A 15,867-nucleotide genomic window follows, 5' to 3' on the forward strand; every position below is an offset into this window, starting at 1 on the left:
ATGAAATATACTTTAACCCGTGCGAATCCAGATGCCGATCAATATCCATTGCAAGATCGTCAGATCGTAACTGATCCATTAGAGGAAGAAGTTAATAAAAGTGTGATGATGACACGTCTTGAAGATGTGTTGCATACAGCTGTGAACTGGGGGCGTAAGAACTCCTTGTGGCCATTCAACTTTGGTACATCATGCTGCTACGTTGAATATGCAACTACATTAACTGGCGTTCATGATTTATCACGTTTTGGTGCAGAGGTTATTCGTGCTTCACCTCGTCAAGCGGATTTGATGATCGTTGCAGGAACTTGCTTTGTCAAAATGGCACCTGTAATTCAACGTTTGTATGAACAAATGTTGGAGCCAAAATGGGTGATTTCAATGGGTGCTTGTGCAAACTCTGGTGGTATGTACGACATCTATTCTGTGGTGCAAGGTGTAGACAAGATTATTCCTGTTGATGTGTACATCCCAGGCTGTCCACCGCGTCCAGAAGCATTAATCCAAGCATTGATGTTACTTCAAGACCAAATTCAACTAGAGCGCCGTCCACTTTCAGCGGTTATTGGTGATGATCTTCAGCCTGTTTATAAGCCAAAGATGATGCCAGAACGTGACCGTAAAAATGCTGATCGTATTGCGGTAAAAAACCTACGCTCTATGGATGAAATTAAATAATTTAAACGATGAGTTTTTGACATATCGCTTATTGGATATGGTCATCGTGGAAATTGACAGAATTTGTATTAAATAGGAAGCCAAGCCAATGGCTGAAACTGACATTGCTATGCCAGAATCGACTCAGGTTGATTCACGCCCAGCATTTGCAATTGTAGAAGAGCTCAAAACCAAATTTGGTGAGAACTTCTACGTGCAAGCGACTTGTGAAGAGTTTCCAACTGTCTGGGTTGAGCGCGCACGCGTGCAAGAAGTCCTCATGTTCCTCCGTAAAGTGGAACGTCCTTATGTGATGCTGTTTGACTTGTCTGCGGTTGATGAGCGTTTACGTGTTCACCGTGATGGGTTGCCTCCATCTGACTTCACTGTGTTCTATCATCTATTATCGCTTGAGCGAAATAGTGATATCCGTATCAAAGTTGCGTTGAATGAAAATGATTTAAACATTCCAACGGCAACCAACATTTGGCCAAATGCCAACTGGTACGAACGTGAAGCTTACGATATGTTCGGGATCAATTTCGAAGGGCATCCAATGCTCCGTCGTATCTTGTTGCCGACTTATTGGGAAGGTCATCCGTTGCGTAAAGAATATTCTGCGCGTGCGACAGAATATACGCCATATATGCAAGATCAAGCGAAACAAGATTTCGAACAAGAACACTTACGTTTCGTACCAGAAGACTGGGGTCTAAAACGCGGTAACGCTGATGAAGACTTCATGTTCCTCAACTTAGGTCCTAACCATCCATCTGCACATGGTGCTTTCCGTGTGGTTTTACAGTTGGACGGTGAAGAAGTCAAAGACTGTGTGCCTGATATCGGTTATCACCACCGTGGTGTGGAAAAGATGGCTGAACGTCAAACTTGGCATTCATTCATTCCTTATACGGATCGTGTTGACTACTTAGGTGGTTGTGCGCAAAACATGCCATATGTAATGGCAGTTGAGCAGCTTGCAGGGATTAAAGTACCAGAGCGTGCGCAAGTGATTCGTGTGATGTTGAACGAATTGTTCCGTATCAATAACCACTTATTATTCTGTGGTACAGCGATTCAGGATGCTGGTGGTATGACTCCAGTATTCTATATGTTCGCAGACCGTCAGAAAGTCTATGACATCGTTGAAGCGATTACGGGCTACCGTATGCATCCAGCATGGTTCCGTATCGGTGGTACGGCGCATGACCTTCCAAACAACTGGCAAAAACTTGTTAAAGAGTTGCTAGAGTGGATGCCGAAACGTTTGAACGAGTACTACACAGCTGCACTTAAAAACTCAGTATTTATCGGTCGTACGCGTAACGTAGCGCAATACGATGCTAAGTCTGCGTTAGCTTGGGGTGTGACAGGTACTGGTTTACGTGCAACTGGTATTGATTTTGATGTCCGTAAATATCGTCCATACAGTGGTTATGAGAACTTCGACTTTGATGTTCCAGTTGAGTATGAAGGCGATGCATATGCGCGTGTTTTAGTGCATTTCCGTGAAATTACTGAATCACTAAAAATCATTCAACAGTGCTTGGATAATATGCCTTCTGGTCCATATAAAGCGGATCATCCATTGGCAGTTCCACCACCGAAAGATAAGACATTACAAGATATTGAAACCTTGATTACGCACTTCTTGAGCGTGTCATGGGGTCCTGTTATGCCTGCTGGTGAGTCTTCATTCATGACTGAAGTAGTGAAAGGTGCGAGTACGTATTACCTCACTTCTGATAAGTCAACTATGAGCTACCGTACTCGTATTCGTACGCCAACATTCACTCATTTACAGCAAATGCCTTCTGTTATTAACGGCAGCTTAGTATCTGACTTGATCATTTATTTGGCGACCATTGACGTGGTTATGGCTGACGTGGATCGCTAGGGGTAAACGATTATGATGATTTTGACTGATAAAAAACCACGTGTGAATGTTGAAGGGATTTTGACTGCTGACGAAATCCATGAAATTGAACATCACATTGGTCACTATCCGTATCCACGCGCAGCTTCTTTGGATGCTTTAAAGTGTGTACAACGCCGTAATGGTTGGGTAGATGACGCTCAAATGAATGCAATTGCGCAATTGCTGACTATCAGTGTGGCTGATTTAGAGGGTGTAGCAACGTTCTACAACCGTATTTATCGTCAACCTGTAGGTCGTCACGTAATTTTATTATGTGATTCAATTGCTTGCTTCTTAATGGGTGCAGAAACTTTAGCAGAAGCATTTCAGCGCGAGTTAGGCATTCAATACGGACAAACTACAGCAGATGGTCGTTTCACCTTGCTTCCAATTTGCTGTTTAGGCAATTGTGACAAAGGTCCAACGTTAATGATTGATGAAGATACTCACGGTTTAGTGGATGTATCATCAGTTAAACAGTTATTGGAGAAGTATGTATGAATACTGAACCAAAACCAATTTATGGCGACGGTAACCCAGAAACTCATCCGCTAACTTGGCGTTTGAGTAAGCAAGATGCAGTACGCAATGCTGATGAATACGAAGCTTTAGAAGGTTATGCAGGCTTTAAAAAAGCACTTAGTATGCCTCCAAAAGATGTACTCGACGTCATTAAAGCTGCAACGGTTAAAGGTCGTGGTGGTGCAGGTTTCCCGGCAGGAATTAAATGGTCATTGATGGCACCAAATGATGGTGGTCCACGATATTTGATCTGTAATGCTGATGAAATGGAACCTGGAACATTCAAAGACCGTTTGTTGATGGAAAAACTTCCACATCAATTGATCGAAGGTATGTTGATTGCTGGTTATACCCTAGAGGCAACTCATGGTTATATCTTCATTCGTGGTGAATATATCGAAGCTGCTCAATACTTGAATGAAGCATTAGAGCAAATCCGTGCCAAAGGTTATCTAGGTGAAAACATCCTAGGTAGCGGCTGGAATTTCGAAATGTATGTTCATACAGGTGCAGGTCGTTATATCTGCGGTGAAGAAACTGCATTAATCAACTCGCTTGAAGGTCGTCGTGCCAATCCACGTACCAAACCACCATTCCCACAAGTTGCGGGTGCATGGGGTCGTCCAACGATTGTAAACAACGTAGAAACCTACAATAACTTGCCAGCGATTATGTTGCGTGGTCCAGAATGGTATATCAACCTTTCTGCACATAAGTCTAAAGACCCTGGTACGAAGATCTACGGTGCATCAGGTAAGGTGAAATTCCCTGGTCTTTGGGAGTTGCCATTTGGTACAACTGCACGTGAAGTGATTGAAGATCATGCAGGTGGTATGCGTGATGGTTTAACACTGAAAGCATGGTTGCCGGGTGGGGCATCAACAGACTTTTTAGCTGCTGAACATATTGACTTACCAATGGATGCTGAAAGCATCATGAAGGCAGGTTCACGTTTAGGAACATGTTTGTTGATGGTGGTAGATGAAACCCAATGTATGGTTTCAGCGACCCGTAATTTAGAAGAATTCTTTGCGCGTGAATCGTGTGGTTGGTGTACGCCATGCCGTGATGGTTTGCCATGGGCTGTTAAAGCACTGAAAGCACTCGAAAGTGGTGAAGGTAAGATGGAAGATATTCAACATCTGTCTGAACTCACTAAAAAGTTGTGGATTGGTAAGACTTTCTGTGCCCACGCACCAGGTGCGATGGAGCCACTGATGGGCGCATTAAAATATTTCCGTCATGAGTTTGAGGCAAAGGTTAAAACCCATGCAGCTACTCGCGATGTAGAACAGGTTTAAGGAATTCGACTATGGCTACAATTCATGTCGATGGAAAATCGTATGAAGTCAATGGCTCAGAGAACTTGCTACAAGCATGTTTAAGCCTTGGCATCGATATCCCGTATTTTTGTTGGCACCCATCCTTAGGTTCTGTTGGTTCTTGTCGTCAATGTGCGGTAACTCAATACGCGAATCCTGAGGACACACGTGGGCGTTTGGTAATGTCTTGTATGACACCAGCCGCTGACAATACTTACATTTCGATTGAAGACAAAGAAGCAACAGAGTTTCGTGCATCGATTGTTGAATTCTTGATGACGAATCACCCACATGACTGTCCAGTCTGTGAAGAAGGTGGTCACTGTCATTTACAAGATATGACGGTCATGACTCAGCACGATCGTCGTCGCTATCGCTTTACGAAACGTACACATCATAACCAAGAGTTAGGTTCTTTTATTGCACATGAAATGAACCGTTGTATCGCTTGTTACCGTTGTGTTCGTTACTATAAAGACTATGCGGGTGGTACCGACTTTGGTGTTTATGCGAATGCATCACGTGTTTATTTCGGTCGTCCGGAATCAGGTACTTTAGAATCTGAATTCTCTGGTAACTTGACTGAAGTCTGCCCAACAGGTGTATTTACCGATAAAACGCACTCTGCACGTTATAACCGTAAATGGGATATGCAGTATGCTCCGAGCGTATGTCATGGCTGTTCTTCGGGCTGTAACATCTCTCCAGGTGAGCGTTATGGTGAAATCCGTCGTGTAGAAAACCGTTTTAATGGTTCAGTAAACCAATACTTCCTTTGCGATAAAGGTCGTTTCGGTACGGGTTATGTCAATCGTGAAGATCGTCCACGCCAACCTCAATTCCGTAATGGTGAAACTGTTGCAACTGTGAGTGTTGATCAGGCACTTGATCAAGTAATTGCGCAGCTTAAAGGTAAGAAAGTTCTAGGTATCGGTTCTCCTCGTGCAAGCTTGGAATCAAACTACGCACTTCGCCAACTTGTTGGTCAAGCCAACTATTCAACAGGTATGTCTCAAAAAGAACAGAACTTGGTTGAGTTAGCTGCTTCAATCATGCAAACACAGGGTATCTATAACCCGAACATGCGTGAAATTGAGAGCTATGATGCAGTTCTAATCTTGGGTGAAGACTTAACACAAACAGCACCACGTATGGCTTTATCAGTTCGCCAAGCTGCGAAAAATAAAGCGAAAGAAATGGCTGCGAAAACGCGTACTCCTGACTGGTTAGCAGAGCCTGTGCAACGTATTGGCCAAGAAGCAAAATCACCGATTTATATTCTTGCTGCAACACAAACGCGTTTAGCGGATGTTGCAACAGGTGAAGTTGTTGCTTCTCCAAACGATATTGCACGTTTAGGTTTTGCTGTCGCTGCTGCTGTAAAAGGTGAAACAGTATCTGGTCTTGACGATGATGCAAAAGCATTTGCACAAACGATTGCTGACACTTTAAAAGCGGCGAAAAAACCATTGATTATCTCTGGTACAAGCTTACAAGACTTAGCGATTATGGAAGCTGCTGCACAAGTTGCACAGAATCTTGGTGAAAATGCTGGTTTATCTTTGACGGTTCCTGAAGTGAACTCAATGGGTCTAGCATTATTCGGTGGTTTAAGCTTAGAACAGGCGTTTGCTCAAGAGTATGATGCTGTGGTTGTGGTTGAAAATGACTTAACTCGTCGTTTACCAGTTGCACAAGTCAAAGCTGCACTTGAGAAAGCTGAAGCCGTAATCGTATTGGATCATAGTGAAACAGAAACTCTGAAACTAGCAGATATCGTTCTTTCTGCTGCAAGTTTTGCAGAGGGTGATGGTACTGTTGTGAGCCAAGAAGGTCGTGCGCAACGTTTCTATCAAGTATATGACCCAAGCTATTACAAGCCTGAATATGCAATTAAAGAATCTTGGCGTTGGTTACATGCCGTTGAGACTGGTCTCAAAGGCAAAGCTGTAGATTGGACACTGCTTGATGATGTGATTGATGACATCGTGAAGAATGTTCCTGTGCTTGAAGCCATTCAAGATGTTGCACCTGATGCAGGATATCGTATCCATGGCTTGAAGATTGCGCGTGAACCACGTCGTTATTCTGGTCGTACAGCAATGCGCGCGCCATTATCTGTTCATGAACCTAAACAGCCAACTGATCTAGATTCAGCATTAACGTTCTCGATGGAAGGTTATGTCGGTAATCAGACAGCTTCTTCGCTAGTACCTTTCGCATGGTCTGCAGGTTGGAACTCACCACAAGCTTGGAATAAATACCAAGATGAAGTGGGTGGTCACTTAAAAGGCGGTGATTCAGGTGTGCGTCTATTTGATCGTTTAGCTAAACGTCCTGCACGTAGCTATGTGGCACCAACTGCTGTTGTAGTGAACCCTGAAAGTTTCCGTCTTGTACCAATGCACCATATCTTTGGTTCTGGTGAATTTACGATTAAAACACCTGCAATGGAATCTCGTATTCCTGAAGCGATGTTTGCTGTTGGTGAACAAGATGCAACACGTTTAAATGTTCAAGACGGTCAACGTATTACAGTACAAGCAGGCGAAACAAGTATTAGCTTACCTGTACAAGTGATTGAATATTTACCAACAGGCTATATTGGTTATCCAATTGGTTTAGCACCAACAGTTTCATTGGCTGAGCCTGTGTCTGTGGCGGTAGGAGTGTAATTCATGAATCAAGAAATTATACGTCAAACGCCACTTTGGGCTGAGAACTGGCCAATCGCTTATTCAGTGATTCAAGCGATCGTGATCTTGTTGGTTGTGGTTCTTATCGCTGCATTGATGTCATTTATCGAACGTCGTCTCTTGGCATTGTGGCAAGATCGTTATGGTCCTAACCGTGTCGGTCCTGGAGGTATGTTCCAGATCGTCGCTGACATGCTCAAGATCATGTTTAAGGAAGACTGGACACCAAAGTTTGCTGATAAATTGACTTTCCGTCTAGCACCAGCAGTTGCAATGGCAACTGCGGTACTTTCATTTATGGTTATCCCAGTAAGTCCATATTTGGGCGTTGCTGATATGAGCATCGGTCTGTTGTTCTTTATGGCAATGGCGGGTATCGCAGTTTATGCAGTGTTATTTGGTGGTTGGGCATCTAACAACAAATACTCATTGCTTGGTGGTCTTCGTTCTGCTGCTCAAACCATTTCTTATGAAGTGTTCTTGGGTATCTCATTAATGGGTGTGGTTGCGATTGCGGGATCTTTTAACCTTCGTGAGATTGTTGAAGCTCAACGTGATATGTGGTTCATCATTCCACAATTTATTGGTTTCTTGATCTTCGTGGTCGCAGGTGTAGCAGTGACTCACCGTCATCCATTTGACCAACCAGAAGCTGAACAAGAGTTAGCTGAAGGTTACCATGTTGAATATGGTGGTATGAAGTGGGGGATGTTCTTCGTTGCAGAGTATGTCAACGTGGTATTAATCTCAGCTTTGATCGTCACTTTATTCTTCGGTGGATGGTTAGCTCCATTTAACTTAGAAATTCCATTTGTTCCACCAGTTTTCTGGTTCGTAATTAAAACAGCATTCTTTGTAATGATGTTTGTCTTGGCGCGTGGTTCTTTAATGCGTCCACGTTATGACCAAGTCATGAATTTTGGTTGGAAAGTTTGTTTGCCATTGGCGTTGGTCAACTTGTTAGTGACTGGTGCTGTGATTCTGATGAATCAGGCCTAGGACAGCAGGGAGTACAAAATGTATAAAATTCTAGCTGGATTTGGATCGATTGTACGTTCGTTGTGGATGGTGTTTAGCCATGCCACGCGTAAACGTGACACGATTTTATATCCAGAAGTACCAGCTGAACAAATTGTACCTCCACGCTTTCGTGGTCGTATTATCTTGACGCGTGATCCTGATGGTGAAGAGCGTTGCGTAGCATGTAACCTTTGTGCGGTTGCTTGTCCAGTAGGCTGTATTTCATTGCAAAAAGCGGAAAAAGAAGATGGGCGTTGGTATCCAGAATTTTTCCGTATTAACTTCTCACGTTGCATTTTCTGCGGTATGTGTGAAGAAGCATGTCCTACAACTGCTATTCAAATGACGCCTGATTTCGAGCTTGCTGAATACGTTCGTCAAGATTTGGTTTATGAGAAAGAAAACTTACTCATCTCAGGTCCTGGTAAATATCCTGATTATAACTTCTACCGTGTAACAGGTATGGCTGTAACAGGTAAAGACAAAGGCCAAGCACAAAAAGAAAGTGCACCAGTTGATGTACGGAGCTTATTACCATGATGTGGCCATTTTATTTGATGGCACTTGTGGCCATTGTTTCGACAGTTCGTGTTGTAACTAACACGAACCCTGTACATGCGTTATTAAGCTTGATTGTTTCATTGCTCGCTGTTGCTGGTATTTTCATGATTGTGGGTGCACCGTTTGCGGCTGCACTTGAAATCATTGTCTATGCAGGCGCGATCATGGTTTTGTTTGTCTTCGTTGTGATGATGCTCAACCTAGGTCAAGAAACAGTTGAACAAGAAAGTAAATGGTTAACCTCAGATGCATGGGCATATCCTGCAATGTTGAGTTTTATCTTAGGTTTGACACTTGTTTGGATGTTAAACGGTGAATACACCACGATTTCTGCACCAATGGGCTTAGAAATCGTAGGTCCTAAAGCCGTAGGTCAAGCGTTATTTACTCACTATCTATTATTGGTAGAAGTTGCCGCGATGTTGTTGCTTGCAGCCCTAGTTGCTGCATATCACTTAGGCAAACGTGAACCAAGTGCAGAAGAGGATAAAGAATAATGGGACACATCCCTTTAGAACATGGCTTGATTGTCGCAACCATCCTTTTTGCACTGGGTTTTTACGGTGTAATGGTGCGTCGCAACCTATTATTTATGCTAATGAGCCTTGAAATCATGATGAATGCTGCTGCATTAGCATTTGTCCTAGCAGGTAGCGTTTGGTCTCAGCCAGATGGTCAAGTGATGTTTATTTTAATTTTGACACTTGCTGCTGCCGAGGCGTGTATCGGTCTTGCGATCGTCCTTCAGTTTTATCATCGCTTCCATCACTTGGATGTTGATGCTGCTAGTGAGATGCGCGGATGAGTACATTATATTTAACCGTTTTATTCCCGCTCATTGGTTTTATCCTTTTAGCGGCAGGGCGCAATAAACTTTCTGAAAATGTAGCTGCCATTATTGGTGTTGGTTCAGTTGGTTTGTCTGCTCTATTTGCTTTAATTGCTGGTCTTGCTTTTACGAGCAGTGGTCAAACCGTTTTCGTTCAACATTTATGGACTTGGTTCAGTGTTGGCGGTTTTGAGCCAGGAATTAGCTTACATCTTGATGGTTTGTCATTATTAATGACGGGCATGATCACAGGTGTAGGTTTTCTGATTCATATCTTTGCATCATGGTACATGCGTGGTGAAGAGGATTACGCGCGTTTCTTCTCTTATTTTAACCTATTCGTTGCCAGCATGTTGTTGTTGGTACTTGGTGATAACTTAGCGTTATTGTTCTTAGGTTGGGAAGGCGTGGGGCTGTGCTCTTACTTACTGATTGGTTTCTATTACTCTAATCCTGCAAATGGTTGGGCAGCAATCAAAGCATTTACAGTAACACGTGTGGGTGACGTATTCTTACTCATCGCATTGTTCTTGCTTTATCAACAATTTGGTACTTTGAATACTCAGTACATCGTTGAAAATGCAGCGACTGTAATGACGCAAAGCTCATCATTGTCAATTTGGACAGCATTAATGTTGTTCTTGGGTGCAGCAGGTAAATCAGCGCAAATTCCATTACAAACATGGTTGGCTGATGCGATGGCAGGTCCGACACCAGTATCTGCATTGATCCATGCTGCAACAATGGTTACAGCAGGTGTGTACTTATGCTGCCGTATGTTCTCCGTGATGGAAATGGCACCAGAAGTGATGCAGTTCATCTCGATTACAGGTGCTGTGACATTGCTTGTGGCTGGTTTTGCAGCGCTAGTTCAAACCGACATCAAACGTATCTTGGCTTACTCAACTATGAGTCAGTTAGGTTATATGTTTATGGCTGTAGGTGCTGAAGCTTACCAAGCTGGTTTGTTCCACATGTTGGCTCATGCATTCTTCAAAGCATTATTGTTCCTTTCTTCGGGTGCCGTAATTCTTGCATGTCATCACGAACAAAACATTTTCAAAATGGGTGGATTACGTAAAAAGATTCCATTCGTATTTTGGTGTTTCGTCATCGGTGGTGGCGCATTGGCTGCACTTCCAATCGTAACTGTTGGTTTCTTCTCTAAAGATGCCATCTTAGGTGCAGTATATGCACAGTCTACAATTGCAAATATTCCACTTTACAACACATTGTATTGGGTTGGTGTAGCGGGTGCTTTCTTAACTTCTATTTATACGTTCCGTCTAATTTGGGTCGTATTCTTCGGTGAAGAAAAAACACATGCGCATGAAATTCATGGTGTGACATATTGGGCACCACTTGCGATTCTTGCTGTGTTATCAACAGGAATTGGTTACTTCTTGCAAGCACCAGTTGCAAATTTATTGACTGCCGCAAGCATTCCAAGTTTTGTTATCCCTGAAACTTTACATGAAGCAGTTGTACATGCAGAACATTTGGCGAGTGGTATTGCTCTTGCTGGTTTAGCAGTAGGTATCTTCCTATTTGCTTTCGCATATGGTGCTGTTAAATCATTTGCTCAAACATCATTGGGCGCTGGTTTAGCACATATTTGCCGCACAGCATTTGGTTTTGATGCTTTGTATGACATCGTATTCGTCAAACCTTATTTATTGATTGCGAAAATCTTAGGTCGTGATCCAGTTGATGGTTTATGGCTAGTACTACCTGCGATTGTGAAAGGTGGTAATACCTTTACTAGCTCGCGTCAAACTGGTTCATTACGTGAATACGCATCAAGCATGTCACTCGGTGTAGTGGTGCTATTGATGATCTTGATCGTGATTCAGGTTGTGGGGAAATAAAATGGAAAACAATTTAATTTTACCCGCACTGATTTTAGTTCCTTTCATTGCTGGTTTTATTTGTTGGTTGGTTGATAAATTCGACCAACAATTACCGCGTTGGATTGCCTTAATTGGTATGCTTATTACCTTTGGTTTAGGCATTGCACTTTGGCAAAGTGGTACATTTAGTTACGAGCTGGGTGGTAAAGTCCCAACTTGGGCGGCTGAGTTCCATTTACCTTGGATTCAGACACTAGGCATTAGCATTCACTTGGCAGTGGATGGTTTATCTTTACTCATGGTATTACTGACTGCATTACTTGGTGTACTTGCGGTTGGCTGTTCATGGGGTGAGATCCAAAAGAATGTTGGTTTCTTCCACTTAAACCTCCTGTGGAGTTTAGGTGGTGTTATCGGTGTATTCCTAGCGATTGACTTATTCTTGTTCTTCTTCTTCTGGGAGATGATGCTCGTACCAATCTACTTCTTGATTGCGTTATGGGGTCATAAAGGCTCGAATGGTCGTTCACGTGTTTATGCTGCAACCAAGTTCTTCTTATACACGCAAATTGCTGGTTTGATCATGTTGATCGGTATCTTAGGCCTTGTGGTTTATGGATACATGATGACAGGTATGATTGGCTTCGATTACAACTATCTATTGGCTGTGGCGAACCACTTACCGCCTGAAGTTGCTTATGCATTTATGCTATGTTTCTTCATCGGTTTTGCTGTGAAATTACCTGTGTTCCCATTACACGGTTGGTTACCTGATGCGCATGCACAAGCACCAACTGCAGGTTCTGTGGACTTAGCTGGTATTTTGATTAAAACAGCAGCCTATGGTCTACTTCGTTTCGTTATCCCATTCTTCCCAGCAGCATCAGCACAATTTGCTGATATTGCGATCATTCTTGGTTTGATTGGTATTTTCTACGGTGCATTCTTAGCGTACCAGCAAACAGATATGAAACGTTTGCTTGCGTATACGTCTATTTCGCACATGGGTTTCATCTTACTTGCTATTTACGCAGGTAATATCCTGACATTCCAGGGGCTTATGATCATGATGTTGGCACATGGCTTGTCATCTGCTGCATTATTTATCATGTCTGGTCAGGTTTATGAGCGTTTACATACACGTGACTTACGCTTAATGGGTGGTTTACGCGGTCAGCTGCAGTACCTTCCATTTTTCTTAATGTTCTTTGTAGCTGCACTTGTAGGTGTACCAGGTTTAGGTAACTTTATTGGTGAATTCCTGATCTTGATGGGTTCATTCAAAGCTTATCCTGTATTCACGATTATTGCGGCAGTAAGCTTGGTGTTTGCTGGTCTTTATGGTTTGATTTTGATTCATAAAGCATTGTTTGGTACACCAAATCCAGAGCAACAGCAGCACTATACAAGCCCATTAAAAGATTTATCAGCACGTGAAGTTACTATCTTGATGATCTGTGTGATCGGTTTGGTTTGGTTAGGTATTTACCCACAAACATTCTTGGATGTATCGCATTCAAGCATGCAATGGTTAGTAAATAGTTATATGCCAGTACAAGAAGTTGTTGAAACTGTTCAGCAGACAGCAACTCAACTTGAGCATGTGGAGATGCAATAAACCATGAACTTCACACTTTCTTTTTCTGAACTTATGCCGCTCGTCCCTGTGATGATTGTGGCGTTGACTGCAATTGTTGTGATGTTATTGATTTCGATTAAACGTAATCATAATTTAATCGCAACAACTTCAGTTGTGGGGCTTAACCTCGCTGCAATTTTTATCGCATACACTGCGTATACAGGTCACTATGCACCTGTAAACGTGATGGGCATGTTTATGGTTGATCCATTTACCATGCTCTATCAATTCATGATTTTGATCGCAGCTTTGGCATGTTGTACTTTGTCACATGCTTATATTGAGACATATAAAGACAATCGCGAAGAGTTGTACATCTTGTTACTGTGTTCAGTAGCAGGTGCGATGTTGATGGTTGCTAGCTCTCATTATGCTTCGTTCTTTATCAGCTTAGAATTAATGTCAATTCCAGTATATGGTATGTTGGCATATACCCATCAGCGCAGCCAATCTTTGGAAGCAGGGATTAAATATCTTGTGCTTTCAGCGACGGCATCTGCAATGTTGTTAATGGGTATGGCGTATATTTATGCTTATACGGGTTCATTATCATTCTATGATTCTGTACAAGCGTTATTCAATGCAATCAAACAACCAATGGTGTTATTGGGCTTAGGCTTAATCATCTTTGCTGTTGCGTTTAAACTGTCACTTGCTCCATTCCACAAATGGACACCAGATGTGTATGCAGGTGCTCCAGCGCCGATGGCGACATTCTTGGCGACAGCTGCGAAAGTAGCAACGATCGGTTTGTTTGTACGTTACTTATTGGCGTCAGGTGCAATCCTAGTTGAATCACTGGTAACAGTGCTTACAATTATTGCTGTATTGTCAATTTTAGTAGGTAACTTACTTGCAGTACGTCAAGTAAACTTGAAACGTATTCTTGGTTATTCATCGATTGCTCACTTTGGTTATTTGTTAATTGCTTTAATTAGCATGACTTATGCGAGCCTTGGTAGCGTGACGGTTTATGTGATTACATATGTACTTACAACAATCGGTGCGTTTGGTGCAGTTACGTTAATGTCGAGCCCTTATAACAACGTGGATGAAGCACAAAGTCTTGCTGACTACCGTGGTTTGTTCTGGCGTCGTCCGATTTTGACTGCAACATTAACCGTGATGATGTTATCGCTAGCTGGTATCCCATTAACAGCGGGCTTTATTGGTAAGTTCCTTGTGGTTATGGCAGCAGTAACAACTCAACACTGGTTCTTAGCTGCAATGATCGTTGTGGGTAGTGGTATCGGTTTGTACTACTATTTGCGTGTCATGGTTGTTATGTACATGACTTCACCAGATACTCCTCGTATTGATGCTGATGCGCATTGGGGAACTAAAGTTGGTGGGATTATGGTACTAGGTGCTGCATTGTTGGTATTGTTCTTGGGTATCTATCCAGATCCAATGATCAATTTAGCATTGAAATCAGAGATTCTTTCTCCATTACATTTCATGTTATCTCAGCAACAGTAATCATCCGATAATCTGATTTGTACAAAAAAGCCTCCAAAACTGGGGGCTTTTTTATTGAATAGTAAAAAAACACTTTATAATAAACGAATATTTATATTAGCTAGGTACTTACTCGTGTCGATTCAAGAAATTCGTCATCCGCTTATTCGCCATAAACTTGGTTTACTTCGTCGCTCTGACATTAGTACTAAGAACTTCCGTGAATTAGCGCAAGAAGTTACGATGCTATTGACGTATGAAGCAACGAAGGACTTATCTGTTGTGGATCACGAAATTGATGGGTGGGCAGGGAAAGTAACAACTCAACGTATTGCAGGGAAAAAAATCACGATTGTTCCGATTCTTCGTGCAGGAATTGGAATGCTAGAAGGTGTACTTAACCTGATTCCAAGTGCAAAGGTGAGTGTTTTAGGTTTAGAACGTGACGAAGCAACTTTAGAAGTTCGCACTTACTATAAAAAGCTAGTGCCAGATGTCGCTAATCGTTTGGCGATGATTATTGATCCTATGCTTGCAACGGGTAATTCATTGATTGCTGCAATTGATGTATTGAAAGCAAGTGGCTGTAAAGATATTCGAGTGATGATTTTAGTTGCCGCGCCTGAAGGGATTGCAAAAGTTGAAGCTGCACACCCTGATGTTCGTATTTATACTGCTTCAATTGATCAAGGCCTGAATGAAGAAGGTTATATCGTGCCTGGTTTAGGTGATGCAGGCGATAAAATCTTTGGTAGTGTGCAAAAAGATTAATTTTTGAAATATGAAAAGAGACTTTTTATTTCTGTGATTTGAAAGGGAAATAGAGAGTCTCTTTTTTATTTTCTATATAGTATGATGAGCATCATCGTAAAGTAGGATAAATGTCATGAAGCAAGAGCTCTACCACGGGAAAATTAAGCAATATAATCCTGAGAAAGGATTTGGTTTTATTGCATCGAATGGTGAAGATATCTTTTTTCATATCTCAGATTACCCTGCAGCTGAAGGTGAACCTAAGCGCAATGAAAAAGTGAAATTTTCAGTTGTAGAAAATCAAGGTAAATATAAAGCAATTAAAATTGAGCGTGTTGATCCTAACCCAGCTAAAACTAAGAAAAACAAAATCATGGATCACAATAAGTCGATTACCAATGAATTGTTATCAAACTTAAGACGTTGATCCTTACAGTAATCTTTTATTGAAATATCATGAGAAAAGAGGCTTTAGGGTCTCTTTTTTATTAGAATAACCAAAACATGAAAAATTGAGTGCAAAATGTTTGTTGAAGGAAAAATAAAAAAATACGATACAGAAAGAGGTTTTGGTTTTATTAAGGTAGATGGTCATCAAACTGATGTTTTCTTCCATATCAAAGATTTTCCAAAAGCATCTGG

15 protein-coding genes are annotated in these 15,867 nt (G+C 42.0%); all 15 read left to right on the top strand.

Annotated elements, in window-relative coordinates:
• Entirely contained in the window at positions 1 to 678 is a 678-nt protein-coding gene (locus tag IRT38_RS06710; protein ID WP_004881335.1) for a NuoB/complex I 20 kDa subunit family protein, read from the top strand.
• A gap of 88 nt (positions 679 to 766) precedes the next feature.
• Positions 767 to 2,554: an NADH-quinone oxidoreductase subunit C/D gene (gene nuoC, locus IRT38_RS06715; protein ID WP_004952445.1), complete on the top strand. Its 1,788-nt coding sequence runs from the start codon at positions 767 to 769 to the stop codon at positions 2,552 to 2,554.
• 12 nt (positions 2,555 to 2,566) lie between these two features.
• Complete coding sequence (gene nuoE / locus IRT38_RS06720; protein WP_004638051.1) at positions 2,567 to 3,076, top strand: NADH-quinone oxidoreductase subunit NuoE; 510 nt, start codon at positions 2,567 to 2,569, stop codon at positions 3,074 to 3,076.
• Entirely contained in the window at positions 3,073 to 4,398 is a 1,326-nt protein-coding gene (gene nuoF, locus IRT38_RS06725) for an NADH-quinone oxidoreductase subunit NuoF (RefSeq protein ID WP_004952448.1), read from the top strand. Before nuoE ends, nuoF begins: the two co-directional genes overlap by 4 nt.
• An 11-nt stretch (positions 4,399 to 4,409) precedes the next feature.
• Positions 4,410 to 7,094, top strand: a complete 2,685-nt coding sequence (gene nuoG / locus IRT38_RS06730; RefSeq protein WP_194597271.1) for an NADH-quinone oxidoreductase subunit NuoG — start codon at positions 4,410 to 4,412, stop codon at positions 7,092 to 7,094.
• Positions 7,095 to 7,097: 3 nt separating this feature from the next.
• A complete protein-coding gene (nuoH, locus tag IRT38_RS06735; protein ID WP_004914292.1) occupies positions 7,098 to 8,114 on the top strand; it encodes an NADH-quinone oxidoreductase subunit NuoH in 1,017 nt (338 codons plus the stop codon).
• Between the two features lie 18 nt (positions 8,115 to 8,132).
• Complete coding sequence (gene nuoI / locus IRT38_RS06740; protein ID WP_004914290.1) at positions 8,133 to 8,675, top strand: NADH-quinone oxidoreductase subunit NuoI; 543 nt, start codon at positions 8,133 to 8,135, stop codon at positions 8,673 to 8,675.
• Complete coding sequence (gene nuoJ, locus IRT38_RS06745) at positions 8,675 to 9,193, top strand: NADH-quinone oxidoreductase subunit J (RefSeq protein ID WP_171053817.1); 519 nt, start codon at positions 8,675 to 8,677, stop codon at positions 9,191 to 9,193. The genes nuoI and nuoJ overlap by 1 nt, the downstream gene beginning before the upstream one ends.
• A complete protein-coding gene (gene nuoK / locus IRT38_RS06750; protein WP_004914285.1) occupies positions 9,193 to 9,501 on the top strand; it encodes an NADH-quinone oxidoreductase subunit NuoK in 309 nt (102 codons plus the stop codon). The genes nuoJ and nuoK overlap by 1 nt, the downstream gene beginning before the upstream one ends.
• Positions 9,498 to 11,393, top strand: a complete 1,896-nt coding sequence (gene nuoL, locus IRT38_RS06755; RefSeq protein WP_112987351.1) for an NADH-quinone oxidoreductase subunit L — start codon at positions 9,498 to 9,500, stop codon at positions 11,391 to 11,393. Before nuoK ends, nuoL begins: the two co-directional genes overlap by 4 nt.
• 1 nt (position 11,394) lies before the next feature.
• Positions 11,395 to 12,993 (top strand): NADH-quinone oxidoreductase subunit M, encoded by a 1,599-nt coding sequence (nuoM, locus tag IRT38_RS06760; RefSeq protein WP_004952461.1) that lies wholly within the window; start codon positions 11,395 to 11,397, stop codon positions 12,991 to 12,993.
• A gap of 3 nt (positions 12,994 to 12,996) precedes the next feature.
• Positions 12,997 to 14,493, top strand: coding sequence for an NADH-quinone oxidoreductase subunit NuoN (gene nuoN, locus IRT38_RS06765; RefSeq protein WP_194597272.1), 1,497 nt, complete (start codon positions 12,997 to 12,999; stop codon positions 14,491 to 14,493).
• Positions 14,494 to 14,607: 114 nt separating this feature from the next.
• Positions 14,608 to 15,243, top strand: coding sequence for a uracil phosphoribosyltransferase (gene upp / locus IRT38_RS06770; RefSeq protein ID WP_004914278.1), 636 nt, complete (start codon positions 14,608 to 14,610; stop codon positions 15,241 to 15,243).
• A 115-nt stretch (positions 15,244 to 15,358) separates the two neighbouring features.
• Positions 15,359 to 15,652, top strand: a complete 294-nt coding sequence (locus IRT38_RS06775; RefSeq protein WP_004914276.1) for a cold shock domain-containing protein — start codon at positions 15,359 to 15,361, stop codon at positions 15,650 to 15,652.
• A 96-nt stretch (positions 15,653 to 15,748) separates the two neighbouring features.
• Positions 15,749 to 15,867, top strand: a 119-nt coding sequence (locus IRT38_RS06780) for a cold shock domain-containing protein (RefSeq protein ID WP_194597273.1), incomplete at its 3' end; no start/stop codon positions are given.

This window comes from Acinetobacter sp. SK-43, assembly GCF_015351505.1.
Taxonomy (GTDB): Bacteria; Pseudomonadota; Gammaproteobacteria; order Pseudomonadales; family Moraxellaceae; genus Acinetobacter; species Acinetobacter junii.